The sequence below is a fragment of the Oerskovia turbata genome, from assembly GCF_000718325.1.
Taxonomy (GTDB): Bacteria; Actinomycetota; Actinomycetes; order Actinomycetales; family Cellulomonadaceae; genus Oerskovia; species Oerskovia turbata.
In genome coordinates, this window is sequence record NZ_JOFV01000003.1 from 120,799 (window position 1) to 147,395 (window position 26,597).

At 73.8% G+C, this 26,597-nt stretch carries 20 protein-coding genes; 8 read left to right on the forward strand and 12 right to left on the reverse strand.

Going from position 1 to position 26,597, the window contains the following annotated elements:
- Positions 1 to 192: 192 nt before the first annotated feature.
- Positions 193 to 2,391, reverse strand: coding sequence for a bifunctional copper resistance protein CopD/cytochrome c oxidase assembly protein (locus tag IE95_RS0103710; protein WP_030150286.1), 2,199 nt, complete (start codon positions 2,389 to 2,391; stop codon positions 193 to 195).
- 240 nt (positions 2,392 to 2,631) lie between these two features.
- Here IE95_RS0103710 and IE95_RS0103715 point away from each other — a divergent pair, with 240 nt between their 5' ends.
- The 6 genes from IE95_RS0103715 to IE95_RS0103740 all read left to right on the forward strand — a co-directional run bounded on the left by IE95_RS0103715 (position 2,632) and on the right by IE95_RS0103740 (position 8,280).
- Positions 2,632 to 3,630, forward strand: coding sequence for an AAA family ATPase (locus IE95_RS0103715; protein ID WP_030150287.1), 999 nt, complete (start codon positions 2,632 to 2,634; stop codon positions 3,628 to 3,630).
- Positions 3,631 to 3,638: 8 nt separating this feature from the next.
- On the forward strand, positions 3,639 to 4,589 hold the full coding sequence (locus tag IE95_RS0103720; RefSeq protein WP_030150288.1) for a DUF58 domain-containing protein: 951 nt from the start codon (positions 3,639 to 3,641) through the stop codon (positions 4,587 to 4,589).
- Complete coding sequence (locus IE95_RS0103725; protein ID WP_030150289.1) at positions 4,576 to 5,103, forward strand: hypothetical protein; 528 nt, start codon at positions 4,576 to 4,578, stop codon at positions 5,101 to 5,103. The genes IE95_RS0103720 and IE95_RS0103725 overlap by 14 nt, the downstream gene beginning before the upstream one ends.
- Positions 5,097 to 6,170: a vWA domain-containing protein gene (locus IE95_RS0103730; RefSeq protein WP_051702680.1), complete on the forward strand. Its 1,074-nt coding sequence runs from the start codon at positions 5,097 to 5,099 to the stop codon at positions 6,168 to 6,170. The genes IE95_RS0103725 and IE95_RS0103730 overlap by 7 nt, the downstream gene beginning before the upstream one ends.
- Positions 6,167 to 7,216: a vWA domain-containing protein gene (locus IE95_RS0103735; protein WP_051702681.1), complete on the forward strand. Its 1,050-nt coding sequence runs from the start codon at positions 6,167 to 6,169 to the stop codon at positions 7,214 to 7,216. The genes IE95_RS0103730 and IE95_RS0103735 overlap by 4 nt, the downstream gene beginning before the upstream one ends.
- A gap of 143 nt (positions 7,217 to 7,359) precedes the next feature.
- Positions 7,360 to 8,280 (forward strand): hypothetical protein, encoded by a 921-nt coding sequence (locus IE95_RS0103740; RefSeq protein ID WP_129429550.1) that lies wholly within the window; start codon positions 7,360 to 7,362, stop codon positions 8,278 to 8,280.
- A gap of 89 nt (positions 8,281 to 8,369) precedes the next feature.
- On the opposite strand, the gene soxR is transcribed toward IE95_RS0103740, so the two are convergent.
- Positions 8,370 to 8,768: a redox-sensitive transcriptional activator SoxR gene (gene soxR / locus IE95_RS0103745; RefSeq protein ID WP_051702682.1), complete on the reverse strand. Its 399-nt coding sequence runs from the start codon at positions 8,766 to 8,768 to the stop codon at positions 8,370 to 8,372.
- On the opposite strand from soxR, the gene IE95_RS0103750 reads away from it, so the two are divergent.
- A complete protein-coding gene (locus IE95_RS0103750; protein WP_051702683.1) occupies positions 8,754 to 9,773 on the forward strand; it encodes an MFS transporter in 1,020 nt (339 codons plus the stop codon). The two genes, soxR and IE95_RS0103750, sit on opposite strands and share 15 nt — an antisense overlap.
- Positions 9,774 to 9,783: 10 nt before the next feature.
- Here IE95_RS0103750 and IE95_RS0103755 read toward each other — a convergent pair whose 3' ends face one another.
- The 8 genes from IE95_RS0103755 to IE95_RS0103790 all read right to left on the reverse strand — a co-directional run bounded on the left by IE95_RS0103755 (position 9,784) and on the right by IE95_RS0103790 (position 21,804).
- On the reverse strand, positions 9,784 to 10,722 hold the full coding sequence (locus IE95_RS0103755; RefSeq protein ID WP_084689781.1) for a sirohydrochlorin chelatase: 939 nt from the start codon (positions 10,720 to 10,722) through the stop codon (positions 9,784 to 9,786).
- Entirely contained in the window at positions 10,719 to 11,822 is a 1,104-nt protein-coding gene (locus IE95_RS0103760; protein ID WP_030150295.1) for a uroporphyrinogen-III synthase, read from the reverse strand. Before IE95_RS0103760 ends, IE95_RS0103755 begins: the two co-directional genes overlap by 4 nt.
- Before the next feature lie 74 nt (positions 11,823 to 11,896).
- Complete coding sequence (cobA, locus tag IE95_RS0103765; protein ID WP_051702684.1) at positions 11,897 to 12,706, reverse strand: uroporphyrinogen-III C-methyltransferase; 810 nt, start codon at positions 12,704 to 12,706, stop codon at positions 11,897 to 11,899.
- A gap of 86 nt (positions 12,707 to 12,792) precedes the next feature.
- Positions 12,793 to 13,269 (reverse strand): nitrite reductase small subunit NirD, encoded by a 477-nt coding sequence (nirD, locus tag IE95_RS0103770; protein WP_240666329.1) that lies wholly within the window; start codon positions 13,267 to 13,269, stop codon positions 12,793 to 12,795.
- Complete coding sequence (locus IE95_RS0103775) at positions 13,266 to 15,899, reverse strand: FAD-dependent oxidoreductase (protein ID WP_051702728.1); 2,634 nt, start codon at positions 15,897 to 15,899, stop codon at positions 13,266 to 13,268. Before IE95_RS0103775 ends, nirD begins: the two co-directional genes overlap by 4 nt.
- Positions 15,900 to 16,130: 231 nt before the next feature.
- Positions 16,131 to 18,059: an FAD-dependent oxidoreductase gene (locus IE95_RS0103780; RefSeq protein ID WP_084689783.1), complete on the reverse strand. Its 1,929-nt coding sequence runs from the start codon at positions 18,057 to 18,059 to the stop codon at positions 16,131 to 16,133.
- Complete coding sequence (locus tag IE95_RS0103785; RefSeq protein ID WP_169741401.1) at positions 18,056 to 20,377, reverse strand: molybdopterin oxidoreductase family protein; 2,322 nt, start codon at positions 20,375 to 20,377, stop codon at positions 18,056 to 18,058. Before IE95_RS0103785 ends, IE95_RS0103780 begins: the two co-directional genes overlap by 4 nt.
- Before the next feature lie 2 nt (positions 20,378 to 20,379).
- Entirely contained in the window at positions 20,380 to 21,804 is a 1,425-nt protein-coding gene (locus IE95_RS0103790; protein WP_036570824.1) for an MFS transporter, read from the reverse strand.
- A 397-nt stretch (positions 21,805 to 22,201) separates the two neighbouring features.
- Here IE95_RS0103790 and IE95_RS18630 point away from each other — a divergent pair, with 397 nt between their 5' ends.
- Positions 22,202 to 22,570, forward strand: coding sequence for a hypothetical protein (locus IE95_RS18630; protein WP_051702686.1), 369 nt, complete (start codon positions 22,202 to 22,204; stop codon positions 22,568 to 22,570).
- 97 nt (positions 22,571 to 22,667) lie between these two features.
- On the opposite strand, the gene IE95_RS19435 is transcribed toward IE95_RS18630, so the two are convergent.
- Both IE95_RS19435 and IE95_RS0103805 read right to left on the reverse strand, forming a co-directional pair.
- Positions 22,668 to 25,001 carry a choice-of-anchor A family protein gene (locus IE95_RS19435; RefSeq protein ID WP_051702687.1) on the reverse strand — a complete coding sequence of 778 codons (2,334 nt, stop codon included), beginning with the start codon at positions 24,999 to 25,001 and terminating at the stop codon, positions 22,668 to 22,670.
- A gap of 95 nt (positions 25,002 to 25,096) precedes the next feature.
- On the reverse strand, positions 25,097 to 26,545 hold the full coding sequence (locus tag IE95_RS0103805) for a dihydrolipoamide acetyltransferase family protein (RefSeq protein WP_030150303.1): 1,449 nt from the start codon (positions 26,543 to 26,545) through the stop codon (positions 25,097 to 25,099).
- Between the last annotated feature and the right edge of the window lie 52 nt (positions 26,546 to 26,597).

Sequence of the window (26,597 nt, forward strand, 5' to 3'; positions counted from 1 at the left end):
GGCGGCCTGGCCCGGACCTGTGGAGGACGGATCTGGGACCACGACTGTGGACGGCTCGGTCCGCCGCCGAGCATGCGGTTGGCGTCTGCCGAGCATGCGGTTGGCGTCGAAAATCCGCCCGATCCGGGCGACAACCGCATGTTCGGCACCGGGCACCCGGGTACCCCGGCACCGGGCACCCGTGAGCACAGCTCAGTCCTTGTCCTGGTCCGCCATCTTCGCGAGCATCTTGTTGTACTCGTCCATCTCGACGTCGCCGACCTGGTCGACGCGGCGGTCGCGGCGCTTGGCGTCCTTCTCGTCGGACCGTGCCCACATGACCGCGACGACGATCGCGAGCGACAGCGTCGGCAGCTCGCCGATCCCCCACGCGACGCCGCCGCCGCGCTGCTGGTCCTCGATCGCGCTGATCCCCCAGTCGTGGCCCATGAGCCCGAACCACTCGGGCACGAGCAGCGCCGTGCCGGTCGTGAGCGACACCCCGAAGAACGCGTGGAACGCCATCGTGACGAGCAGGAGCAGGAGCCGCTGCGGCCACCCGGGCCGGTGGGGACCGGGGTCGATCCCGACGAGCGCGTTCGCGAACAGGTACCCGGCGAGCGTGAAGTGCAGGAGCATCGCGAGGTGCCCGACGTACGTCGTCATCGCGAGCTCGAACGCGGGCGTGTAGTAGAAGACGATCATCGACCCGGCGAAGTTGATCGCCGCGACGATCGGGTTGGCGAAGAACTGCCCCCACTTCGAGGTCACGAGCGCGAGGACCCACTCGCGCGGCCCGCGCGAACCGTCCTTGCGCACGGGCACGGCCCGCAGCAGCAGGGTCACGGGCGCGGCCAGCACGAGGAAGATGGGCACGACCATCGCGAGCACCATGTGCTGGACCATGTGCGCGCTGAACAGCACGTGGCCGTACACCGCGGGCCCGCCGTTGGTCACCCAGAACAGGACGACGATCCCGGCGCACCACGAGACGGTCCGGCCCAGGGGCCACCTGTCGCCGCGCTTCGCGAGGCGCCGGACCCAGCGCAGGTAGACGACGAGGGCCGCGACGCACGCGAACGCGGGCAGCAGGTCCCAGCGCCACTCGGAGAACCAGCGTCCGAGGTCGGGCTCGGGGGGCAGCGGGTGACCGGTCACGAGCTCGGCCGGGGTCGGGAGCGCGATCGGCTCGTCGGGCACGGGAGGTGCCGTCGACCCGAGCGCGACGGCCACGCCGGACACCGCGCCCATGACGAGGAGCTCGACCGCGACGAGCCGCCAGAACAGCCACGTCGCGGCCTTCTCTGCGGCGGCCTGCGGTCCGCCCTTCCCGTTCGTCTGCCCGACGGCGGAGCCTCCCGCCGTCCCCGGCTCGCCCGCGGCGACGGCACGGTCGGACGTGCCGGACGTGCCGGTCGTGCGCGGTCCGCGGGCGGGGCCACCGACGACCTGGAGCCGTCGCACGACGAGCTCGCGGTGTGCGAACCCGATGGCGCCGAGCACGACGATGAGGCCGATCTTGGTGAGGATGAGCACGCCGTAGTCGGTGTTGAGCCCGGCGAGGCCGCCGAGCCGGATCCAGGCGTTGGCGACGCCGGAGACGGCGACCGCGACGAAGGACCAGCCCGCGATCGAGGAATAGCGCGAGACCGAGGACGCGAAGGCGGTGCGGTCGAGCCCGCCGCGCAGCCGGACGATCGCGAGGACCCCGAGCCCGCCGATCCACAGGGCCGCTCCGCCGAGGTGGAGGAACATCGAGGAGATGGCGAGCTCGTGGCTCGCGGCGCCGGCGGTGTGGCCGGTGTTGGCCTGGAACGCGAGGGCCGAGAACGCGAGCAGCGCCGTCCACAGTGCGCCGGTCGCGGTGCGGACCGCGAACGCGCACGCCGAGGTCAGCGCCGCGACGACGATGACGCCCAGGAGGCTGCGGCCGAGCGAGATCTGCGTGACGAACGCCGCGAGCTGTTCGCCGAACCCGACGCTCGTGACGGGCATGCTCGACAGGACCGAGTAGCGCAGGATCATCTGGACGACGGTGAGCACGGCCCACACGGCCGAGGCGGCTCCTGCGACCCCGAGTGCCTTGCGCAGCGGTGGCCCGGCGGGCAGCACGCAGGCCGCGAGGACGAGGGACCCGATGGTCAGGGCGATCGCGAGCTCGGTCAGCGTGGTCGAGATCGGCAGCCCCCAGCGTGCGACGGCACCGGGGTCGGCGAACCCTGCGAGGGGCTGGAACGCCCCGGAGAAGGCTCCCGCGGCGACCACCGAGAGGATCGCGACGACCACGGCCGCAGGCCCGGAGAGCACGAGCCACCAGGGGTTGCGGGGTGCGTCGGCGACGCCTCGACCGGGGGACTGCGCGGCCCGGTCGGGCGCGGTTCCTGAGGTGCTGCGGGGGGCGGTGGCGGTCACCCGACCAGGGTAGGCGGCATGCGGGTGATCGCGGTATTCCCGTCGGGCCGCGGACTCCGGGGACCGGGCCGTCGAGGCGCCCCGGGGCCTCCCGGCGGGGACCTCTCCCCGTGCCTCGCCGGTGGACGAGGCGCCGCGGCGCGAGGCACCCGCTGGCATACTGGGCCGGGTTCGCACGGCGTCCCGCTCCCGGGCCGGGCCTCGTCACTCCTCCCCCGAGCACACGCGAAGGACCTCACCATGGCCACAGGTCACGGCAGCATCTCCACGACGGACCTGGACCGTGCGGGTCACCTGCTCAAGCGCGTCGAGCAGGTGTTCGACGAGCGCGTCGTCGGGCAGGAGGCCCTGCGCACGGCCCTGGTCAGCTCGCTCCTCGCGGGGGGCCACATCCTGCTGGAGTCCGTCCCGGGTCTCGCCAAGACCACGGCCGCGCAGACGCTGGCCGCGGCGATCGACGGGTCGTTCCGCCGTATCCAGTGCACGCCGGACCTCATGCCGAACGACATCGTGGGTACGCAGATCTACAACTACGCGACCGGGTCCTTCACGACGCAGCTCGGGCCCGTGCACGCGAACCTCGTCCTGCTCGACGAGATCAACCGGTCGAGCGCCAAGACGCAGTCGGCGATGCTCGAGGCGATGCAGGAGAAGCAGACGTCGATCGGCGGCGAGAACTTCCCGCTGCCGTCGCCGTTCATGGTCCTGGCGACGCAGAACCCCATCGAGGAGGAGGGCACGTACGTGCTGCCCGAGGCCCAGATGGACCGCTTCCTCATGAAGGAGGTGCTGACGTACCCGGCCCCGCAGCAGGAGCTCGAGATCCTCGACCGCATCTCGACGGGCCGCATGTCGGCGCCTCTCACGGCCGAGCCGATCAGCATCGACGACGTGGTCTTCCTCCAGCGCCTGGTCGACGACGTGTACGTGGACGAGTCGATCAAGCGGTACATCGTCGATCTCATCAACACGACGCGTCTGTCGGGTCCGCGGCCGGTGCCGGGCCTCGACCGGCACGTGCGGGTCGGCGCGAGCCCGCGTGGTGGGATCGCGCTCATGCGCGTGGGTCAGGCGCTCGCGATCCAGGCGGGTCGTGCGTACGTCGTCCCGGACGACATCAAGGCGGTCCGTTACTCGGTCCTGCGTCACCGCCTGGTCCGTACGTTCGACGCGCTCGCGACCGACGTCGCGCCCGAGCAGCTCATCGACGCCGTGTTCGACGCGGTCCCGACCCCGTAGGGCTCCCCATGACAGACGTGTCGCGACTGGCCCAGGTGCGGGCCAGGCTCGAGCTCCCGCTGGCCCGGCGGGCCTCGGGGCTGCTCGAGGGGCGGCACCGTTCGATCCTCAAGGGGCACGGGCAGGACTTCGACGACCTCCACCTGTACGCGCCGGGCGAGGACGTGGGCGACATCGACTGGAAGTCGAGCGCTCGCGCGGGCATCCCCGTGGTGCGCCGGTTCGTGCGCGAGTCCAACGTGAACCTCGTCCTGGTCGTGGACACGGGCCGCAACATGGGGGCGACGGCGGCGAGCGGGGAGCCCAAGGCCGACGTCGTGAGCTTCTGCTGCGCGCTCGTGGCGTACCTCGCGCGTGACCGTGGCGACCGGGTCGCGCTCGTCGCGGCGGATGCGGAGCGCGTGGTCCAGCTTCCTCCTCGGGCGAGCACGCGGGACCTCGAGCTCCTGCTCCGCACGGTCGAGGGGCAGCTGGGCGTCGACGCGCCCGCGAGCGACCTGAACCGCGCGCTCGACCGGGCGCTCAACGCCTTCCGGCGCCGGTCGCTCATGGTCGTCGTGACCGACGAGGCCCGCCCTGGTCCGGAGCACGAGCGCCTGCTGCGGCGTCTGCGCGTGCGCCACGAGGTCATGGTCGTCGCGGTCGCGGACCTGTCGCCCGTCGCGGGCGGCCTCGTGCCGGCGGGTGCGGACCACGCGATCGCGGCCGGTCCGACGGGCCGGGCCTCCCGGCGGGCGACGCAGGTCGCCGACGTCGACGGCACGCTCGACCTGCCGCCGTTCCTGCGTGGTCGGGCGGACGTCGCAGCGGGTGCGGCGCAGGCCGCGCAGTCCCGGCGCGAGTCGGTCGTGGCCCTGCTGCGTTCGCTCGAGACGGAGGCCGTGAGCGTGACCGGGACGCACGACGTCGTGCCGCGCTTCGTCGAGCTGCTGGGGAGGGCGAAGCGTGCCCGACGATGAGCTGTACGCCCCCGCGCTGTACAGCGGCTGGTGGGCGGCCCTCGGGGTGGTCCTCGTGCTGCTGGTCGTGGGCTGGGTCGTGTTCGCGCTGGCGTCCACGCGCGCGTCGGCCCAGGAGAAGGCTTCACGGTTCGCGCCGCCCTGGGCGGCCCCGGGGCTCCACGACCCGTTCGCGGGGCTGCGCGTCGAGTTCGCGTCGCGCCTCGACGCGGTCGAGGCGACGTATCTCGCGGGCGGGCTCGACGAGCGCGGTCTGCACCTGGCGTTGTCCAAGGAGGTCCGCGGGTTCGCGTCGGGTCGCCTGGGCGTCGACGCGTCGGTGCTGACCCTCTCGGAGATCGAGCACATGACGGGCACGCAGCACCTGACCCGCCTGATCGCCCGGTACTACCACCCGTCGTTCGCGGAGGACGAGGCGTGGGAGCACGCGCCGCCGACCGGGCGGGACCTGGCCGGCACGCCCACGGGCAGGGAGTCGATCGACCGCGCCCGTTCGGTGGTGAGGACGTGGTGACGCCGGGTCCGCAGGGCGCCTCGATCCTGTGGCCGTGGCTGCTGGCCGCGGTCGTGGTCCTCGTCCTGGCCGCGGGTGCGACGGGGTGGTGGCTCGCGCGCCGGCGTCGGGCGCGGGCGGAGAAGGCGCGGCCCGACGACGTCACGTGGGTCGCGAACTCGTCGTACCTCGCGCAGGTCCCGGCCTTCGCGGCGTGGGTGCGCCGCTACCGGGCGCTCCAGGTCGCGGGGCTCGTGGGGCTGCTCGTCGCGCTGGTCGGTGTCGGCGCGGTGGCTGCCCGGCCGGTCGAGACGGACCTGGTCGTGGACCGGCTGGGGACCCGGGACATCGTCCTGTGCCTCGACGTGTCGGGGTCCATGACGGCGTACGACGGAGAGATCCTGAAGGTCTACTCGGAGCTGGTGGACAACTTCGAGGGCGAGCGCATCGCGCTGTCGATCTTCAACTCGACGTCGCGCACCGTGTTCCCGCTGACGGACGACTACACCCTGGTCCAGGAGGAGCTCGCGGCGGGCGTCGCGGCGTTCGACAAGGACCCCAGTACGCTCGACTTCAGCAGTGCGCGCGACGAGAAGGACATCCTGGAGTTCCTCACGTACACCGCGGGGACCCTCGCGAACGAGTCCGCGGCGAGCCTGATCGGCGACGGGCTCGCGAACTGCGCGCTGCAGTTCGACGAGGGGGCGACCGACCGGTCGCGCTCGATCATCCTCGCGACCGACAACTACGTCGCGGGCGAACCCATCTACACCCTCGAGGAGGCCTCGGCGCTCGTGGCGTCGCGCGACATCACGCTGCACGGCATCTACGGCGGTTCCGACCTCTACGCGGGCACCCCCGAGGAGACGCGGTACCGCGAGGTCGTCGAGGGAGGCGGCGGGCTGTACTTCCTCGCGGGCGACCCGCAGGCCGTCGAGGGCATGGTCGAGGACGTGGTCGCGCAGCAGGCCGTCGAGCTCGACGCGAGCCCCGAGGTCGTCGTGACGGACCTGCCCACGGCCTGGTTCCTCGTGGCGACCGCCGGTGCCGCACTGCTCGTCGTCGTCGCCTGGAGGTTGCGCGAATGACCTTCCAGCCGTTGATCCCCCTGTGGGCGTGGGTCGTCGTGTTCGTCCCGCTGCTCGGTCTCGCCGGGTGGCAGCTCGTCGTCGCGCTCCGCGGCCCGTCGCGCCGCGCCGCCGGGCGGGGCACGCCCGCCGGGCCGCGCGGCGCGTGGGTCCGGCGCACCGCGCTGGTCGCGGTCCTCGCCGTGGTCGGGCTCGGGCCGTCGGTCCCCGTGACGGACCGCGACACGTCGGTCGCGAACGTCGACATGTTCTTCGTGGTCGACCGCACGGGTTCCATGGCGGCCGAGGACTTCGACGGCGCGAACGAGCGCCTCGTGGGCGTCCGGCACGACGTCGCGAGCCTCACGGCCGACATCCCGGGGGCCCGCTACTCGATCATCTCGTTCGACTCCCAGGCCAGCCGCCAGGTCCCCCTCACGACGGACGCCCGGGCCGTCACGTCCTGGGCCGACACGTTCAAGCGCGAGATCACCCTCTACTCCAAGGGGTCCCTCACCGACCGGCCGCTCGACGCGCTGCGTACCGCCCTCGAGGGGGCCGCGACGGACCGCCCGGCCAACGTCCGCCTGGTGTTCTTCCTGTCCGACGGCGAGCAGACGGCGGACGGCGAGCCCCGCTCGTTCGAGGACCTCGCACCTTTCGTCGACGGCGGCGCCGTCCTCGGCTACGGCACCCCGGAGGGCGGGCGCATGAAGGAGTACATGCCGGGCGAGGACCCGGCGACGGCCGAGTACCTGCGGGACCCGTCGGGCGCGACCCTCGACGACCCCGACTCGCCCGACGCGCTGTCGGTGATCGACGAGGACAACCTGCGGGCGATCGCCGGCCAGCTGGGGGTGCCGTACGTGCACCGCGAGACCACGGGTCCGACGGCGGAGCTCGTCGCGGGCGTCGACCCTCAGCAGGTCGCGGCGGACGGCAGGCGCCTCGTCACGGCCTACCGTCCGGTCGTGTGGCCGTTCGCGCTCGTGGGCGCCGTGCTGCTCGGGTTCGAGGCGTGGGCCGCGGGCAGGTCGGCCTCGCGTCGGGTGGGGGTGAGCGCATGAGCGGCGACGGCCTGCCTCCCCAGCCTCCTCAGCCCCCGCCCTCGTGGGGCAGCCCTGGCGCCACCGGCGACCGGCGAGCGACGCACGGAGGGACGCCGTTCCCGGCGCCCCGGGCCGGCGTGCTCTCCCCCCAGGGTGCGGCGTTGCGCACGAGGCGGCTGCGTCGTCGGGCGCTGCTGCTCCTCCTGCCTCTCCCCCTGCTGGTCGCTGTGCTCGTGCTCGGTGCCAAGCTGGTCTCCCTCCCGGTGGTCGCGTCCTCCGCGTCCGGGCGCTACGACGCAGGTGACTACACGGATGCCGCGGCGAGCTTCGGGCTCCAGAAGACGATGAACCTCGTCGACCCGTGGAAGGCGTGGTTCAACACCGGTACCGCGGCCCACAGCGCGGGCGACGACACCGCGGCGATCGCCGACCTGCACCGCGCCTACGACCTCGCCGAGGGCGAGCAGCCGATGGTCCGCTGCCAGGTCCAGGTCAACCTGTCGATCTCCTACGAGACCTCGGGCGACCACGAGACGAGCACGGGTGAGGACCTCCTGGCGCAGAAGGCCGCGCTCGAGCAGGCGCTCGCGGCACGGGCGGCGGGCGAGGACTACGACCAGTACGTGATCGACCCTTACGGCACGGGCGAGGAGCTCGCCCCCCAGGACCTCCAGGACGAGGCCACGCAGTGGTTCTCGTTCGCCGAGCGGTCCTTCGCGACGGCCGAGCAGGTCCGCGGCTGGCCGGGCTGCGAGGAGCAGCCGCCCGAGGAGAAGGAGCAGAACGAGGCGTCCGTCCAGCGTCTGCAGGACAAGCAGCAGCGGGCGAAGGACGCGCAGCCGCAGGCCCCGCAAGACCCTCAGGGCGGTGCGCAGGGCGAGGAGGTGCCACCTGAGACGGACCGGACCGACCAGAGCGAGCAGGAGCGGGCCGAGGCCGAGCGGCAGGAGAGGCTCCAGCAGCAGAACTCCGAGGCCCGTGACGACGAGGACCAGAGCCGGCAGGAGTACCAGGAGTACTTCGGTGGCGAGGACCCGGCCGGCGGCTCGGGCGACGGCGGCGGGTCCTCGAAGAACTGGTGAGGGCTCGCGCCCTCGCACCCCCGTGGCCGGGTGTGTCAGAAGGAGCGTGGTCCCCGGGCACGTCGGTTCTGACAGCCTTGCACGAGCCCTCAGTCGTCGAGGCCTTCGACGAGCCAGGTGCGCGGACCGGGGCCCTCCTCCGCGAGCACGTCGTGCGGGTTGGCCAGGACGCACTTGCGCAGGGAGAGGCACCCGCAGCCGATGCAGTCGGTGAGGTGGTCGCGCAGGCGCACGAGCTGTTCGATCCGGGCGTCGAGGTCCGCGTGCCACATCCGGGACAGCCGCCGCCAGTCCTTGGCGGTCGGGGTCCGGTTCTGCGGGAGCGTCGCGAGGGCCTCGCGGACCAGCGCGAGCGGGATCCCGACGCGCTGCGAGACGCGGATGAACGAGACGCGGCGCAAGGTCTCGCGGGGGTAGCGGCGCTGGTTGCCGGGCGTGCGGCGGGCCGTGAGCAGACCTTCGCGTTCGTAGAAGTGCAGGGCCGACACCGCGACGCCGCTGCGCCGCGCGAGCTCGCCGACCGCGTCTTCCCCGAGGCACGACGGCCCGCGGTGTTCGCGGCGTTCGCCGCGGCGTGGGTCGTGCCCTCGCTCGTCGGGCCCGTGATCTCGGGACTCATGGTCCAGCACCTCGGATGGCGCTGGGTCTTCCTCGCCGTGCCCGTGCTCGCCGTCCCGGCCGTGCTCATGATGCGCCCAGGCCTGCGGGCCGTCGAACGGGACCGCCGCGAGGCCACCCCCGACGCGACCGGGAACGCGGCCCTGTGGTGGGCCGTGGCCGCCGCGGTGGGGATCGGGCTGCTGCACTTCGCCGGGCAGCAGGAGGGAGCGCGGCTGTACGTCCCGCTGGTCGTGGCGCTCGCGCTCGTCGTCGTCGCCGTCCCGCGCCTGCTCCCGCGCGGCACCGCGCGCGCCGCCCGCGGCCTCCCGTCGGTCATCGCGATCCGCGGCCTCGTCGCGGCGGCCTTCACCGGGACCGAGGTCCTGCTCCCCCTGCTCCTCCAGTCCGAGCGTGCCCTGTCCCCGACCCTGGCCGGTGGCATCCTCACGTTCGGGGCGATCGGCTGGTCGGTGGGCGCATGGTTGCGCGGCAAGGCGCACTGGGGCTGGTCGCACGCACGGTTCGTGCTCGTCGGGTCGCTGTTCGTCGCCGGCGGGATCTCCGGCACGGTGCTGCTCGCCTGGTCCGCGGTGCCGCCGATCGTCGGCATGCTCGCCTGGACGTTCGCGGGCCTGGGCATGGGCCTGGTCCACCCGACGCTCTCGGTGCTCACGCTCGCGCTGTCCCCCGAGGACCAGCAGGGCGCGAACAGCTCGGCGCTCCAGGTGTCCGACGCCCTGTCCGCGGCCATCGCGCTCGCCGTGGCGGGATCGATGCTCGTGGTGCTGCGCGAGCCGCTGGGGCTCGGGGCGTACGTCGTGTGCTTCGGGGCCATGGTCGCGATCGCGCTGCTCGCGGCGTTCGTCTCGCCGCGTACCCGGGTCCCGGCCTGAATCCCTCGTGTCAGCGGCTCGCGAGCGCCTCGACGCCCTCGGCGTAGCGGTCGAGCACGATGGCCGTCAGGCGCGCGTCGGGTGCGAGCGGGGCCGTGACGAGGTCGGCGCCGGTCTGGAGCAGCCGGTCGTGGAAGAAGCCGGGGGCGAGCAGGTAGGCGGCGACGACGACGCGCGGAGCGGGTGCGCCCGTCCCGCGCTCGTCGCTGCCCGACGGCGTCGCGTGGGTCTCACCGGTGGGTTCGCCGTCCGCGGTGGCCACCTCGCCCGTGGCTGCGCTCGTGGCGAGCGCCTCGCGCGCCGCCGCGACGGCGTCGCGCACCGTCGGGGTGGCCATGGCGCCGAACCCGACCGTGACGGGGCCGTCGTGGCGCGCACGCAGGAGCTCGGCAACGGCCTCGACGTCGCGTGCGGCGCCCGCCTTGCTCGACCCGGCAGCGGCCAGGACCACCGAGTCGTGCGGACGGACACCGGCCTCGGCCAGGCGGTCGGCGAGGATCTCGGCGAGGCGCGGGTCGGGGCCGAGCGCGCGGGCTGCGGCCGCCGCTCCGTGCTGGGGTCCGCGGCCCTCGTGCGTGGGCGAGACGGCCTCGGTGATGTCGACGTTCACGTGGAAGCCCGTGGACAGCAGCAGGGGGACGACCACGGCTGCCGCGCCCCGACCCTCGCCCGTGGCGGGCGGTGCGACGGACTGCGTGACGACGTCGGCAACCTCCGGCTGCTGGACGTCGACGAACGCCTCGCGCACGTCGAGGTCGGGGCGGGTCGCACGGACGTCGTCGAGGATCGCGCGGATCGCGGCCTGGCCGTCCGGGTTGTCGGTGCCGTGCGAACAACCCACGAGCACAGGGCCACCACCGCCCGCGCCGCTGCCCGCGACGGCGCCGGCGCCGGACGGCACGCTCCCCTCGGTCGCGTCGGAGGGGAACCCCAGGATCTCCGTGCTCATGCCAGCTCCAGTCGATAGCCACGTTTGACGACGGTCTTGACGAGGGTGCGGTCGCCGACCGCCTCACGCAACCTGGCGACCGCGACCTCGGCGGCGTGCGGGTCGCGCGAGTCGCCGGGCAGGGCCGCGAGGACCTGGTCCCGCGTCACGACGTCCCCCGCCCGGTCGCCCGCGCGCGCGGCCAGCAGCCGCAGGACCTCGAGGCCCGACGGCGAGAGCGGCAGGACGCGGCCGTCGAGCACCGCGACGCGTGAGCGGATCTGCAGGTTGCCCGCGACGGTCACGAGCGCGAGGGTCTCGGCGTGCTCGTAGTGCCCGACGAGCGTGCGGACCAGCGCGCCGAGGCGGCCGCGGTCCGGCTGGAGCGTCGGGATGCCGCGGTGCGCGAGCGGGCGGGCCGTGATGGGGCCGACCGCCGCCGCGATCATGGCACCGCTCGCGAAGCGCGCGACGACGGCGTCCCCGACCCCCTCGGACTCGGTGGCCGCGAGCCAGGCCTCGGCACCGGGGGCCGACGTGAAGACGACCGCGTCGATCTCCCCGGCCGCGGCAGCGTGGACCGACGCGCGCAGCGCCGCCTCGTCGGGCGGCGGCCCCCAGCGGTACACGATGAGGCTCGCGACGTCGGCCCCCGCCTGCGCGAAGACCACGTCGAGGCCGTCCGCGCCGGCGCCGTGGTGCTGGACCGCGATCCGCGACCCGTCGACCCCCTCGCCGAGCAGCACGTCCGCGATCTCGCCCGACGTCTCGGACTCGGCGACCCAGTCGGCCTGGAGGCCCGCGGCCTGGATCGCACCGCGCGCCTTGGGGCCCCGCGCGACCAGGCGGGCCCGGCCCATGACGTCCAGCAGCTCGTCGGCCAGGCCGTGCGCGTCGGCGGCCTCGATCCAGCCCCGGAACCCGATGCCCGTGGTCACGACCACGACGTCCGGCGGGTGCGCGATCAGGTCCCGCGTACCCGCGAGCAGCGCCTCGTCGTCCTCGTTGGGCACCATGCTCAGGGCCGGCGCGTGCCGCACCTCGGCGCCCCGGCGGGACAGCGCCGCGGCGAGCTCGGCCGACCGGCGGTCGGCCGTGACGAGGACCGTGCAGCCTGCCATGACCTGGCCCAGCGCGGGCCGGCGCTCACCGGTGGGCTCGTCCGCGACATCGGTGACGTCCGTGGCCTGCCCCGTCACAGGGCGGGCTCCGGCACGAGGACGGACAGGGCGGGCAGAGCAGGCAGCGGCGCCGATCCGTCCGGGACGAGCAGCCCCTCGGCCGCGACGTCGCCCACGACCACGACCGCGGGCGCGCGGATCCCGACCTCGGCCGCACGACGGACGAGCGTCCCGAGCGTGGCGCGCGTGACCCGCTGGTGCTGCGTGGAACCGGACTCGACCACGGCGACGGGCGTGGCGACGTCGGCCCCGGCGGTGATCGCCTGGTCCGTGATCTCGCTCAGCATCGACACTCCCATGAGGATCACCAGGGTAGCCGTGCGGTCGCGCACCGCGGTCAGCGCGACCACGCCCAGGGGCTCGTGACCGTTGACGACCAGGAACGCGCCGACCGTCCCGCGGTGCGTGAGCGGGATGCCCGCGAGCGCCGGCACGGACAGCGCGCTGCTCACGCCGGGCACGACCTCGACCGGGACGCCCGCGGTCCGGCACGCGAGGACCTCCTCCCCGCCCCGCCCGTAGACGAACGGGTCGCCGCCCTTGAGCCGGACCACGCGTCGCCCGCGGCGGGCCTGCTCGACGAGGATCGCGTTGATCTCGTGCTGCGGGACGGGGTGGTGGCCCGGGGTCTTGCCGACGTCGATGATCTCGACGCCCGCGGGCAGGTCGGCGAGGACCTCGGTAGGCCCGAGGCGGTCGGTCACGACGACGTCGGCGCTCGCGAGCGCTCGCCAGGCGCGCACCGTGAGGAGGTCGGCGGCACCAGGTCCGCCGCCCACGAGCACGACCGAGCCGCCGGGCCCGGTGCCGCCGGCGCCGAACATGCGGTTGGCGTCCGCCGAGCATGCGGTTGGCGTCCGTTCCTGGTCCGATCCGGACGACGACCGCATGCTCGGCACCGAGGGGGGCGTCACGGGGTGGGGCCGGTCGGGGTGGGATCAGCCAATGTGGGGCCGGTCGGCACGGCGAGGTTCACGACGCCGTCACGCACCTCGACCGGCCACGTCGCCAGGTCCGGGCCTGCCGCGAGCACCGGGAGGAACCCGACGGGATCGAGGCACTCGCCCGTCTCGAGCGCGAAGACCTGCTTGTACATCGGGGACGCGACGGTCGGCACCCCGCGACGTGTCCCGACGATGCCGCGCGACATGACGTTCGCGCCGCTGAACGGGTCGAGCTGCTGGACCGCGAGCACGCGGTCGTCGGTCAGTCGGAAGAGCGCGACCTGCCTCCCGCCGACGAGTGCTGCGGCCCCGCGCTCGACCGCGAGGTCGGCGACCCCGCACACGGGCTGCCACACCAGGTCGGCCTGCCCGTGGGGATCGACCCGCCCCGCGCCACCGGGTGCCCCCGTCGGCCCCGTCAACCCCGTCATCTGCGCGTTCATGCCCGTACCTCCAACGTCGTCCCGGCGACCAGCACCGCGCCCGCTCGCTCCGCGGTCGTCGCCGGGCGCGGCTGCCCACGCTCGGCCACGTACGCGAGGTCGGGGTCCGCCGTCGTGGGCGCGTTGACGAACGACCCGAACCGTCTGAGCTTCTCGGGGTCCTCCAGGACCGCGCGCCACTCGTCCTCGTAGGTGTCCACGTGCAGCGCCATCGCGGCGTCGAGGTCCGCCGCGATGCCCAGCGAGTCGTCGAGGATCACCGCGCGGATCCCGTCGAGCCCACCCTCGACCTCGTCGACCCACACCGACGTGCGCTGGAGCCGGTCGGCGGTGCGGACGTAGTACAGGAGGAAGCGGTCGATCGTCCTGATGAGCGTCTCGTCGTCGAGGTCCTCCGCGAGGAGTCGCGCGTGCCGGGGCGTGAAGCCGCCGTTGCCGCCCACGTACACGTTCCAGCCCTTGTCGGTCGCGATGACCCCGACGTCCTTGCCCCGCGCCTCGGCACACTCGCGCGCGCAGCCCGAGACGCCGAGCTTGATCTTGTGCGGCGACCGCAAGCCGCGGTACCGCAGCTCGAGGCGCACCGCCATGCCCACCGAGTCCTGCACCCCGAACCGGCACCACGTCGACCCGACGCACGACTTCACGGTCCGCAGCGACTTGCCGTACGCCTGCCCCGACTCCATGCCCGCGTCGACCAGGCGGCGCCAGATCAGCGGGAGCTGCTCGATCCGTGCCCCGAACATGTCGATCCGCTGACCGCCCGTGATCTTGGTGTAGAGCCCGAAGTCCTTCGCGACCTGCCCGATCACGAGCAGCCCTTCGGGCGTGATCTCTCCACCCGGGATGCGCGGGACCACCGAGTACGTGCCGTCCTTCTGCATGTTCGCCATGACGTGGTCGTTGGTGTCCTGGAGCGCGGCCTGCTCACCCGACAGGATGTGACCGTTGCCCAACGACGCCAGGATCGACGCCACGACCGGCTTGCAGATGTCGCACCCCCGGCCGGGGCCGGCGGCCGGGAGCGCGGCCGGTGCGACGCCGTCGGGCATCTGGGGGGCCGTGGCCGCGACCGGCGCCGGGACGCGGCCGAACCGCGCGATGATCTCGCTGAACGTGTGCAGGTCCGCGACGCGGACCGCGTCGAAGAGCTGCGCGCGCGAGAGCTCGAAGTGTTCGCACAGCGCGTTCGAGACCTCGATGCCGGCCCTCTCGAGCTCGGTCGTCGTGATTTTCTTGACCAGCGGGAGGCACGAGCCGCAGCTCGTGCCGGCCCTGGTGCACGACTTGACCGCGGCGACGTCGGTGCACGCGTGCTCGGTCACGGCCGAGCGGATGGTGCCCGCCGTGACGTTGTTGCACGAGCAGACGGTCGCGTCGTCGGGCAGCTCGATCCCTGCTGCACCGCCGCCCGCGGCACCCTCGGGCAGGAGGAACGAGCCGGGGTCGGCCGGCAGCTCGCGCCCCAGCAGGGGCCGCAGGGCCGCGTACGGCGACGCGTCGCCCACGAACACACCACCCAGGAGGGTCCGTGCGTCGTCGGACAGGACGAGCTTCTTGTAGACGCCCGCGACCGGGTCCGCCCAGACGAGCTCCATGGCGCCTTCGGTGCGCGCGAACGCGTCGCCGAAGCTCGCGACGTCCACGCCCCGCAGCTTGAGCCTGGTCGCGGTGTCCGCGCCCGGGAACGTCGCCTCGCCGCCCAGCAGGCGGTCCGCGACGACCTCGGCCATCGCGTAGCCCGGGGCCACGAGGCCCAGGCACCGGCCCTCGATGCACGCGACCTCGCCGACCGCCCACACGTGCGGGTCCGGCGTCCGGCACGACAGGTCGACGACCGCTCCCCCGCGCTCGCCGACCGGCAGGCCGGCCGCCCGGGCCAGCTCGTCGCGCGGCCGGACGCCTGTCGCCAGGACGACCACGTCGACGTCGAGCCGCCCGCCGTCCGCGAAGTCGAGGCGGCCCACGTGACCCGTGGTGCGCGCGGGCCGCATCTGCTGGGTCGCGGTGCTCACGCGCACCGCGATGCCCCTGTCGTTGATGAGGCGACCGAGCGCCTGCCCACCGCCCAGGTCGACCTGCGCGTCCATGAGGTGCGTCCCGAACTGGACGACGGTCGCCTGCGCGCCGAGCGCCTTGAGGGCTCCCGCGGCCTCGAGCCCCAGGAGCCCGCCACCGATGACGGCGCCGCGCACCGGGCGGTCGTACGACGCCCCCGAGCGTTCCGCCCGCTTGGCCTCGACCCACCCGCGCAGGGCCGCGACGTCGTCGATCGTGCGGTACACGAACACGCCCGGCAGGTCGTTGCCCGGGATCGGCGGCCGCGCGGCGTCCGAACCCGTCGCGAGCACGAGCTCGTCGTAGTCGTGGACCCGGCCCAGCCGGTCGGTGACCTGGCGGGCCGCGCGGTCGATCGAGTCGACGCGGCAGTCGCGGACCAGGCGCACGAGCGGGTCGTCCCACAGCGCAGGGTCCCCGAGATCGAGCTCCTCGGGGTCGCGCGCCGAGAAGTACGAGGTGAGCGCGACGCGGTCGTACGGGTAGCGGGGTTCCTCGGCGAAGACGGTGACCCGCCACTCGCCGGCGGTGTCACGGGCGCGCAACGCCTCGACGAGACGCTGGGCGACCATGCCGCCGCCGACGACCACGAGGTGGCGGGGAGAGCTCGATGGTGTGGTCACGGGGGCTCCTGGGGGGTGCGGTCCGGGTGTCCGGGAAGCGGCTGCTGCTCAGACACTAGGGACGCCCCGTTTCCGTGCCGCACCCTCCCCTTTGCCCCTCCGTAACGTTCTTCTCACGCCCGCCGGGGCCCGCCCGTGAGAACGTCCCGGGCGACCCGCGAGCGCCGCCCGGGAGTCCTGTCAGCGGGGCAGGTCGGCGGGCTGGGGGGCCGTGGGATGCGCGGGCGCGGGGCTGTCCTGCTCCGGGTCCGCGCGGCGCAGCCAGTCGGCGAGCCCGCACACGACGTCCTTGCACCCGCCGCACCCGGTCGTCGCACGCGTCGTGCGCGCGATGTCCGTGGTGCTGCGGGCGCCTTCTCGCCAGCTCGCGACGATGTCGCCCTTGGTCACGCCGTTGCAGCTGCACACCGTGGTCCGGTCGGGCATGCGTGTGGGGTCCGACGCCGGTGCGGCGGCCTGCGCGACGGGTCGCAGCAGGAGGTGGGCCGGGTCCGCGGGCACGGGGACCCGGCGCGTGTAGGTCGCGGCGAGGTCGGCGCCGACCTGGGCGGCGCCGACGACGGTCGCCCCGACGAGGACCCCGCCCGCGACCACGACCTCGACGTGGCGTCCCGCGTCGGGGTCGGTCAGGCGCAGCGTGCGGTGGGTGGGGTCGTGGGGGCGCTGCGACCCGCAGACTCCCATCGCGACGACGTCGAGACCCGCGGCCTTGAGCCGCACGACGTCGGTGGGTGGTGTGGTGGACGCCCCACCGCCGCGAGGGTCTTCCCGAGTTGCGGCCAACGGGGGTTCCTGGGCGCCGTGGACCCCCGCTGGCCTCGTCTCGCGAGGGCCGCGACCCGGCGTATCCCACGCGCTCCGCCCGACGTCGAGCGCGATCCGCAGCGCCATGCTGGGTCGGTCCTCGTCGACGAACCGGACTCGGGGGCCCGGCCCGGCCTCCGTGGCGCCGGAGGCCGAGCGCCGTGGCCCCCTCACCGGTTCCGAGACGTCCGACACCCGCAGGGCGAGCCGTGCCGCGAGCCGCCGCGACTGCTCCCACCCCTGTGCGATCAGGCCCGTGCCACCCTCGGGCGGCTGCGCGCAGTCACCGATCGCGTAGACGTCCGGGTCGTCGGGGCTCACCAGCCCCTGCCCGACGACGACGCCCCGGTCCACCGTCAGTCCGGCGGTCCGGGCGAGGGTCGCCTCGGGCACCGTCCCGCACGCGAGCACGAGCAGGTCGGCCGGGATCTCGTCGGCCGGGGCGACCGGGTCCGGGGCGGTGGGCCCCCCGGTGATCCCGGTCCCCGGTGCGCCGGTCGCACGAGGCGGGCGTCCACCGTCGGGCACGAGGACGAGGCCCGAGACCACCGCGCCCTCGTCGCCGACGCCGCGCACCACGACCTCGCGCGTGCGCGTCCCGGTGCGCACCGTGATCCCGAGCGCGGTGAGCGTGCGCAGCGCGGCGAGGCCCGCGTCCGGGCCGAGCTGCCGGTCCATGGGGCTCGCGCCGCCGTGCGCCACGGTCACCGCGAGACCGCGCCGGGCCAGGCCGCACGCGACCTCGAGCCCGAGGACCCCCGCACCGATCACGACGGCGCGGCGCGCGTTGGCGGTCGCGGCGACGATCTCGCGCGCGTCGTCGAGCGTGCGCAGGGCGTGCACCCCGGCGGGCAGCGAGCCGCCGGGCCCCGAGCGCAGGCCCGGGACGTCCGGGATGCGCGCGGCCGAACCGGTCGCGAGCACCACCGCGTCGTACCCGAACGCGCCGTCGCTCGTGAGCACGGTGCGCGAGGCCCGGTCGATCGCGATCGCGGGCGCTCCCCGGTGGACCTCGACGCGTCCGTCGTCGACCGAGGGCAGGGTCAGGGCACCGATGTCGGCCCGGCCCGCGACGACGTCGCTCAGCAGGACACGGTTGTACGGCTCGTACTCCTCGTCGCCGAGCACGGTGACGTGCAGGGCACGGGCGCGGTGCTCCTGGTCCGGGTCGATCGCGGCCAGGAGGTCGGCCACGAACCGCGACCCGACCATCCCGTCACCCACGACGACGACCCGGAACGAGGTGTCAGAACCAGCGTGACCCCTGGCCCACGCTGGTTCTGACACCTCGATGGCGTGGGTCATGCGACCACCTCCTCCGGGGCCGGCTCGACCGCGACCGCGCAGACCTTGAACTCGGGCATCCCGGAGATCGGGTCTGTCGCGTCGGTCGTGATGCGGTTGACGCTCCCGGCGCCGCTCCAGTGGAAGGGCATGAACACCGTGTCGGTGCGGATGTCGTCGCTCCACCGCGCGGGGGCCCGGACGTCGCCCCGGGCAGACGTGAGCCGCACCGGGTCGCCGTCGCGGATGCCCAGGCGGAACCCGAGGACCGGGTGCATCTCGACGAACGGACCAGGCACGATCCGTTCGAGGTCGGCGACGCGGCGCGTCTGCGCACCCGACTGGTAGTGCTGCAGGACGCGGCCCGTCACGAGGTACACCGGGGCGTCGGGCCGCAGGTCGTCGCTGGGCCCGACGTGGTCGACCGCGACCATGCGCGCACGCCCGTCGGGGGTGTGGAAGCGGTCGAGGAACAGTCGCGGGGTGCCGGGGTGCGGCTCTCCCCCGACCGGGTTGTCAGAACCAGCGTGGACCATGGCACTCGCTGGTTCTGACAAGCCAGCGGGTTCCGCCGGCACCGGCCAGTACAGGCCCGGTCCGCCCGCGGCCTCGTCGGCGTCGAGCCTCGCGTGGCTGAGCCCCGAGTAGTCCGCGACGCCGCCCGCCGAGGCGCGGGCCAGCTCGTCGAAGACCTCGGCCGGGTCGAGCGGGAACGGCACGGTCGAGCCCAGGCGTCGCGCGAGCTCGGCGAAGACCCACAGCTCGGACCGGACGTCTCCCGGCGGCGTCACGACCTGCCGTCGGCGGATCACGCGTCCTTCGAGCGACGTCATGGTCCCCTCCTCCTCGGCCCACTGCGTCACGGGCAGCACGACGTCGGCGCGCAGCGCTGTCTCGGACGGCACCAGGTCGCACACCACGAGCAGGTCGAGGGCGTCGAGGCGCTCCGTGACGCGGGTCGCGTCCGGGGCGCTGACCAGCACGTTCGAGCCGTGCACGAGCAGCGCCCGGGGGCCGCCCGGTGTCCCGAGCGATCGCAGCAGCTCGACCGCCGGCCTGCCGGGCCCGGGCAGCGAGTCCGGGTGCACGCCCCACACCGCAGCGACGTGGGCGCGTGCGGCCGGGTCGTCGATCTTGCGGTAGCCGGGGAGCTGGTCGGCCTTCTGCCCGTGCTCGCGCCCGCCCTGCCCGTTGCCCTGCCCGGTGATCGCGCCGTACCCGGACCCGGTCCGGCCGGGCAGGCCCAGCGCGAGCGCGAGGTTGATCGCAGCGGTGACGGTCGCGGTCCCCTGGGTCGACTGCTCGACGCCCCGGCCCGTGAGGACGTACGCCCCGCGCCCGCCGCGCGCGGGCGAGGCCGCAGCGAGCAGCCGAGCGACGCGGCGGAGGTCGTCGGCAGGGACACCGCACACGGTCTCGGCGCGCTCGGGCCACCAGGCCGCGACCGCTCGCCGCACGTCCTCGACCCCGGACGCCCGCGCCGCGAGGTACTCGGTGTCGGCGAGGCCCTCGGCCCACACGACGTGCAGGAGCGCGAGCAGCACCACGAGGTCGGTGCCCGGCACGGGCTGCAGGTGGATTCCCTGCGGCGGGCCCTCGCGCGGCCCGGTGAGCGCGGCGGTCGCCGAGCGTCGCGGGTCCACGACCACGAGCCCGCCGCGCTCGCGCACGCCCGCGAGGTGCTGGACCGAGGGCGGCATGGTCTCGGCCGGGTTCGAGCCGAGCAGCAGCACGGCATCGGCCCCGGCGAGGTCGGCGAGCGGGAAGGGCAGACCGCGGTCGGCACCGAACGCGCGGTTGGCGCCGGCGGCCGCGCTCGCCATGCAGAAGCGCCCGTTGTAGTCGATGTTCGCGGTGCGCAGCACGGCCCGTGCGAGCTTGCCCAGCGCGTACGCCTTCTCGTTGGTGAGTCCCCCGCCGCCGAAGACCGCGACCGCGTCGCGCCCCGACGCAGCCTGGATCTCCGTGATGCCGCGGGTGACCCGCCCGAGCGCCTCGTCCCACGTCGCGGGCCGCAGCCCGCCGCGCGTCACCGCCCCCGCCGCATCGACCGTGCGGTCGCGCACGAGTGGGACCGTGAGCCGGTCGTGCGCGGTGAGCAGGCTCGCGCTGGTCCAGCCCTTCTGGCACAGCCCGCCCTTGTTGGTGGGGAACTCGCGCGGTACGACGACCACGCGGGGCGAGACTCCGCCGTCGGGCCCGGGGTCCTGTGCGGGCGTGAGCGTCATGCCGCACTGCAGCGCGCAGTAGGGGCAGTGCGTGTCCCGGCCCGACGGCGCCGCTCGCCCGGCGCGGGCTGCGGCACCCGGGGCGTGGGCCGGCCGGGCGACGGGGTCCACGCTCAGACCCCCGCCGCGGCCAGCGACGCACCCTGGCGCTGGTAGACGGCCCACGTCACGACGGCCATGACGGCGTACACGCCGATGAAGATCCACAGCGCCGGGACGAGCGACCCCGCGAGGTCGTTCGAGACCGCGAAGCCGCGCGGGATGAGGAACCCGCCGAACGCCCCCACAGCCCCTGCGATCCCGATGCACCCCGCGGCCGCCTTGCGGACCCGCAGGCGGTGGGCGGCGCGCTCGTCGTCGGGCAGTCCCTTCGCGGTCGCCTCCCCCGACGCCGCGAACACCGCGGGGATCATGCGGTAGGTCGCGCCGTTGCCGATGCCCGTCGCGACGAACAGCAGCAGGAAGGAACCGAAGAACAACCCGAAGTCGTGCGACTCGAGGGCCCGGATCGCGCCGAACGCACCGACGGCCATGACCACGAACGCCACGATCGTCACGCGCGCCCCGCCGACCCTGTCGGCGACGATCCCGCCGAGAGGTCGGGACACCGAGCCGACGAGCGCACCGAGGAACGCGATCGAGAGCGTGACCTCGGGGAACTGGTTCCCCAGCAGCGTCGGGAACGCGCCCGAGTAGCCGATGAACGACCCGAACGTCCCGATGTAGAGGAACGAGATGATCCACGTGTGCCGGTTGCGCGTCGCCGCCGCGAACGACCGCACGTCGGCCTTGGCGTGCGACAGGTTGTCCATGAAGCGCCACGCGAGGAACGCCGCGAGCAGGACGAACGGGATCATCATGAGACCCGCCCGCTCCAGGGCGATGCCCGCCCCCGTCACGATCACGAGCGGCACCGCGAGCTGGACCGCGGCCGTCCCGAGGTTGCCGCCCGCAGCGTTGAGCCCGAGCGCCCGGCCCTTCTCCTTCTCCGGGTAGAAGAACGAGATGTTGGCCATCGAGGACGCGAAGTTGCCGCCGCCGACACCCGCGAGCGCCGCGACGAGCAGCATCACGCCGAACGGCGTCCCCGGGTCCTGCACGACGACCGCGAGCGAGACCGTGGGCACCAGGAGCAGCAGCGCGGACACGACCGTCCAGTTGCGTCCCCCGAACAGCGGCACCGCGAACGTGTACGGGATGCGCAGGGTCGCGCCCACGAGGCTCGGGACGGCGATGAGCCAGAACTGCTGGTCCACCGTGAAGGCGAAGCCCGCCGCACCGAGCTGCGGCACGACGATGGACCACAGGGCCCACACCGCGAACCCGAGAAACTCGGCGAGCACCGAGATCCACAGGTTGCGGGTCGCGACCGTCCGACCGCCGTCGCGCCAGAACGTGGGGTCCTCGGGGTCCCAGTGCTCGATCCAGCGACCGCGGCGACGAGCCGGGGACGGTGCGGGAGACTGCGGCGGTGACGCCGATGACGGCCCGAGCGTGGTGGTCGTGGCCTGCGGGGTGGGGCCTGCGGGGACGGGCATGGCGCCTCCTGATGGGACCGGGCGTGGGACCGGGGGACCTGACGTGGGACCGGTTCGGCGGGCTCGTCGAGCGACGCCCGACCGGTACCAGCGACGGTAGGAAGCGCGTGTTTCTGCCGGACGCGGCGCCCGTTTCCCGTCCGTAAGGGTTTGCGCACACCGCGACCTGCCCGGCTGTGAGGGCTCGTGCCGCACGGCGGGGAGAGGCACAGTGACCAAACCGTCAGGTGATTTGCGGGCGGTGCGGCGTTTCATCCTGCCTGAGTCTCACGACGCCGGTTTAGACTCACGCCAGTCCCTTCGACGGCGGCCGGGCTGGGCGCGCTCCGACCACTGCACGACGGGGCGAACCTCCGGACCGACGTCCAGGGGTTGAATTCGAGAAAAGGATCCACGCATGCCGCGACAGAGCACCGCTGCATCCGGAGCGGTCAACCCGCTGCGCGCGCTCGCCGCGCTCGTCCGTCTGACGAGCGCGCCCGCACCGAAGGACGTCGACCACAGCGCGGCCCTGTGCCGGGTGTGCGCCTGGTACCTCGACGACGCGGGCTGGACGCTCGACGGCCCCACCCACACGATCTGCGACTGCTGCGGCGCGGAGAGCGGGATCGACGACACGACCCCCGAGCGCATCATCGCGTACCGCCGCCGCTGGACCCGCGGTGGCCACGTCTGGTTCGACCCGACGCGCAGGCCCGCGGGCTGGTCCTACGACGAAGGGCTGCCGTCGGACACGCAGGACCGTTCGAGCGCCGCACGTCACTGACGGGGGCGTCGTCGGGCCCGGCGGGAGCCGGCCGACGAACGAGCAGGGGGTGGTGAGCCGGTCCGGCTCGCCACCCCCTGCTCGTTCGGGCCCGGAGCTACTTCGTGCCTGACGTCCAGCGTCGGCGGGCGACGACCGCCGCGAGGCCGACCGCGACGAACAGCACCGACAGCCCGGCGATCATCGCGATGTCCGCTCCCGTCGTCGCGAGGTCGCCGTCGGGGGTCGTCGGGACGGACGGCGTGGGCGTCGGCGTGGGGGTCGGCACGGCGTCGGCCGTGTTGGTCACGACGACCTCGGCCGAGGCCCCTCCACCCACCACGAGCCGGTTCGTCGACTGACCGTCGACCGTGATCGTCGGTGTCCCCCAGGTGACCCCCGGGACCCCGGGCAGCGCGATCTCCTCGAACGTGACGACCGTGCCCTCGGGCAGGTCCTGCGGCCCTGCGACCGAGGTTCCGTCTGCCGGGACCTGGACGTCCTGGCTGACGGTCGTGCCGTTGAGCGCGTACGAGTAGCGCACGGTGAACACGGCGTCCGCGGGCACCTGGGCGGCGGCGTCCCCGTCGAGCGCCTTCGCGATCTCGAACCCGCCGACGGTGCTGCGGAACGTGTTGGTCACGGTGACCGCGACGATCCCCGTCTCGCCCGTGCCGATCACGACGTCCGTGGGGTCGACGTCGGAGCCCGTCCACTCGTGGGTGTCCGACGCGAAGTCCCCCGGTTCCTCGGTGAGCGGCGCCTCGGTGAAGGTGCACGTGGTCCCGACCGGGAACCACGCCTCGTCGCCGCCGACCGCGGGGCGGACCGTCGCGCCCGCCGCGACGCTCACGGTCCCGGACGTCACGGCCGGGTCGACGGCGACGCCGTCCACGTAGGCCCCGGCCGAGCACTGCCAGTCGACGTCGAACGTCCGGTCACCGACATACCCGCCCTCGGGTCCGGACACGACCTTCGTCACGTCGGCAGTGCCGAGCAGGGTGTTGTCGATGTCGATCGTGATGTTCTGACCGTCCTCGGTGATCTCGAAGGTGTCGGTCTCGACCCCGTCGACCGTGTACACCGGCTCGGCCCACTGCCTGTCCTCCACGTCCACGGGGACGAGCACCCCGTCGACGTCCTCGTAGACCCCGTCGAGGTCCTCGATGATCACGCACCTGACGTCGAGCGGGAGGCTGTCGAAGACCGTGACCTCGTCGGCCCTGACGGACCACCCGGCGATGAAGATCGAGCCGTCCGTGAGGGTGCAGCGCGCCGACCCCGTGAAGACGAGGTTCGTGAGACCCGAGCCTGGCGCGACGCTCTTGGTCACCGTGAGGGAGCCGTTCTCGGTCGGGAGGGGCGGCACGTCGTCCTCGCACGGGAACGCGTAGTTCCAGGGGTAGTTGTGGTGCTCGGTGCCCGCGCCGCCCATCGTGTAGTCGCCCCCGACGAGGAGGCGGCCGTTGGTGCTGGTCGTCGCCGTGAGGTTGATACCGGGACCCATGATCGATCCCATGAACTGGCCGTTCTGACCGATCGACACGTCGGTGTCCCCCGTGAAGTTCCACATCAGGCTCGACGCGAAGGCACCGAACCCGGGGAAGCCGAACGCGTCGACCCGCACACCGTCCGCGGTGAAGTCCTGCGGCGAGAAGTCCACCGGGCCACCGGTCACGTTGACCACGATCGAGTCGCCGTCCGGGATGCCGTTGAACTGGAGGGCGGTCGTCCCGTTCAGGCTCGCCGCGTCGATCTCGAAGACCTGGAGCCCGCTGTGGGTCGGGTCGTCGGGGCCCGCGGTGAAGATCACCGTGTCGCCCGACCGTGCGGCCGTACCGTTCGCGGCGAACGCGGCGAGCTCGGCCGAGACGTCGACCATCTCCTGCGGGAAGACGTCCGGGTCGTAGGGCAGCAGCGCGCTCGCCCCCATGTTCTCGATCGCCCCCGCGCCGTTCGTCACGAGCCGCGACTCGCCGTCGATCTCGCCGCCGACGTGCACGGCGCCCCCTCCGGTGGCCCCGGCACCGACGTCGACCGCCGACGAGGGGCCGATGGTCAGGTTCCCGCCCACGGCCAGCATGGTCGAGCCGGGGGTGGGTACCGCCCCCGAACCTGCTCCCACGATCCCGACGTTGAAGAGGCCCTCCCGCTCGAAGCTCGCGTCCCCGTGCACCACGAGCAGGCCCTCGCTCTCGGCCGCGTTCTCGTGCGCCGTGAAGTCCCCGCCGACGTACACCGAGACGGCGTTGTCGGTGAACAGCGGTGGCCCGACGGTCCCGTCCCCCTCGCCGTCGGGGCAGGTCGGGAGCTGTTCGGCGGCGGCCGGGGCGACGTACGGCCCGACCGCCGCGGCCCCGAGCGTCAGTGCGGCCGTCAGGACCAGGACCGACGTCGCGGCGACCAGCCGTCGACGCGAGGTCCGTCCTTCGGGGGAGCGGGTGATCGTCATCGGGCACGCCCTTCCTCGTCGGTTCCTGACAGTCTCCGGTGGAGGACCTGGACGAGCAACCGGTAGGGATTCGGCGTGGTGGTGCTGCGAGGGCGTCAGCCCCAGACGAGCGCCTGGGCCGGGTCCTCGAGGATCTTCGCGACGTCGGCGAGGACGTACGCGCCGAGCGCGCCGTCGACCAGGCGGTGGTCGAAGCTCAGCGCGAGCTGCGTGACCCAGCGCTTCTTGATCTTGCCCTTGTGGACCCAGGGCTGCTCGCGGATCGCGCCGAACGCGAGGATCGCGGCCTCGCCCGGGTTGAGGATCGGGGTACCGGTGTCGATCCCGAACACGCCCACGTTCGTGATGGTGATGGTGCCGTCGGACATGTCGGCGGGCGACGTGCGTCCTGCACGGGCCGTGGCCGTGAGGTCGGAGAGCCCCTGTGCGAGTCCCTTGAGGTCGAGGCGGTGCGCGTCCTTGATGCTGGGCACGACGAGCCCGCGCGGCGTCGCGGCCGCGATCCCCAGGTTCACGTAGTGCTTGTAGACGATCTCCTGCGCGGCCTCGTCCCAGCTCGCGTTGATGTCGGGGTGGCGGCGCACGGCGAGCAGCAGCGCGCGGGCCGTGATGAGCAGGGGCGTGACGCGCACGTCCTTGAACTCGCGGTCCTCGCGGAGCCTCGCGACGAGCTTCATGGTCTTGGTGACGTCGACCGTCTGGAACTCGGTCACGTGCGGGGCCGTGAACGCGCTCTGGACCATGGCCTCGGCCGTGCGCTTGCGCACCGACTTCACGGGTACGCGCGTCTGGCGTCCGTCGGGGGTCACGGTCGAGCCCGCGCCGGCGTCGTTGAGCCAGGGCGAGTCGTCGCCCGCGTAGGTCGCGAGCGTGCGCGGCTCGGAGCGTGCGTTGTAGGCGAGCACGTCCTCGCGCGTGATGATCCCGCCGGGACCGGTCGCGGGCACGGACGCGAGCTCGACGCCCAGGTCGCGCGCGAGCTTGCGCACCGGGGGCTTCGCGAGGACGGTCCGACCGGCGGTCGCGGCGGAGACCAGGGCCCGGATGGGGCCCGACGGCGCCGGTCGCGCCGGCTGCACGGGTGCGGCGGGTGCCGGGGTCACCCGAGCGGGGGGCGCGGCGACGGGAGCGGGGCGCTCCGCCGTCGGGCCGGCGGCAGGGGCTGCGGCGGCGCGGCGCGGGCGACGCGCGCTCGCCTGCTCGGCGACGCCGTAGCCGACGAGGACGGCACCGCCACCCTCTGCGGCAGGGGCCTGCGCCGCGGGGGCGGCGGGGTCCGACGCCGACGGCTGACCCGTCGGGTCGGTGTCGACCACGATGATCGGCACGCCGACCTCGACCGTGTCGCCCTCGGCGACGAGCAGCTCGGTGACGACGCCCGTGTAGGGCGACGGGAGCTCGACGAGCGACTTGGCCGTCTCGATCTCCACGATCGTCTGGTTGACCGTGACCTCGTCACCGACGGCGACGTGCCACTGCACGATCTCCGCCTCGGTGAGTCCCTCGCCGGCGTCAGGGAGCTTGAACTGCTCGAAGGTGGGCACTGCCTGCTCCTCGGGTGGTCGTGCTGCTGTGGTCAGGGGGTGGTGCGACGGG

Bases quoted from the DNA above. Each gene is read 5' to 3' on its own strand.
- IE95_RS0103715 (WP_030150287.1), top strand. From the start codon at position 2,632: ATGGCCACAGGTCACGGCAGCATCTCCACGACGGACCTGGACCGTGCG.
- IE95_RS0103720 (WP_030150288.1), top strand. From the start codon at position 3,639: ATGACAGACGTGTCGCGACTGGCCCAGGTGCGGGCCAGGCTCGAGCTC.
- IE95_RS0103735 (WP_051702681.1), top strand. From the start codon at position 6,167: ATGACCTTCCAGCCGTTGATCCCCCTGTGGGCGTGGGTCGTCGTGTTC.
- IE95_RS0103755 (WP_084689781.1), bottom strand. From the start codon at position 10,722: ATGAGCACGGAGATCCTGGGGTTCCCCTCCGACGCGACCGAGGGGAGC.
- IE95_RS0103760 (WP_030150295.1), bottom strand. From the start codon at position 11,822: ATGGCAGGCTGCACGGTCCTCGTCACGGCCGACCGCCGGTCGGCCGAG.
- cobA (WP_051702684.1), bottom strand. From the start codon at position 12,706: ATGTTCGGCGCCGGCGGCACCGGGCCCGGCGGCTCGGTCGTGCTCGTG.
- nirD (WP_240666329.1), bottom strand. From the start codon at position 13,269: ATGAACGCGCAGATGACGGGGTTGACGGGGCCGACGGGGGCACCCGGT.
- IE95_RS0103775 (WP_051702728.1), bottom strand. From the start codon at position 15,899: ATGGTCGCCCAGCGTCTCGTCGAGGCGTTGCGCGCCCGTGACACCGCC.
- IE95_RS0103780 (WP_084689783.1), bottom strand. From the start codon at position 18,059: ATGACCCACGCCATCGAGGTGTCAGAACCAGCGTGGGCCAGGGGTCAC.
- IE95_RS0103790 (WP_036570824.1), bottom strand. From the start codon at position 21,804: ATGCCCGTCCCCGCAGGCCCCACCCCGCAGGCCACGACCACCACGCTC.
- IE95_RS18630 (WP_051702686.1), top strand. From the start codon at position 22,202: ATGCCGCGACAGAGCACCGCTGCATCCGGAGCGGTCAACCCGCTGCGC.
- IE95_RS19435 (WP_051702687.1), bottom strand. From the start codon at position 25,001: ATGACGATCACCCGCTCCCCCGAAGGACGGACCTCGCGTCGACGGCTG.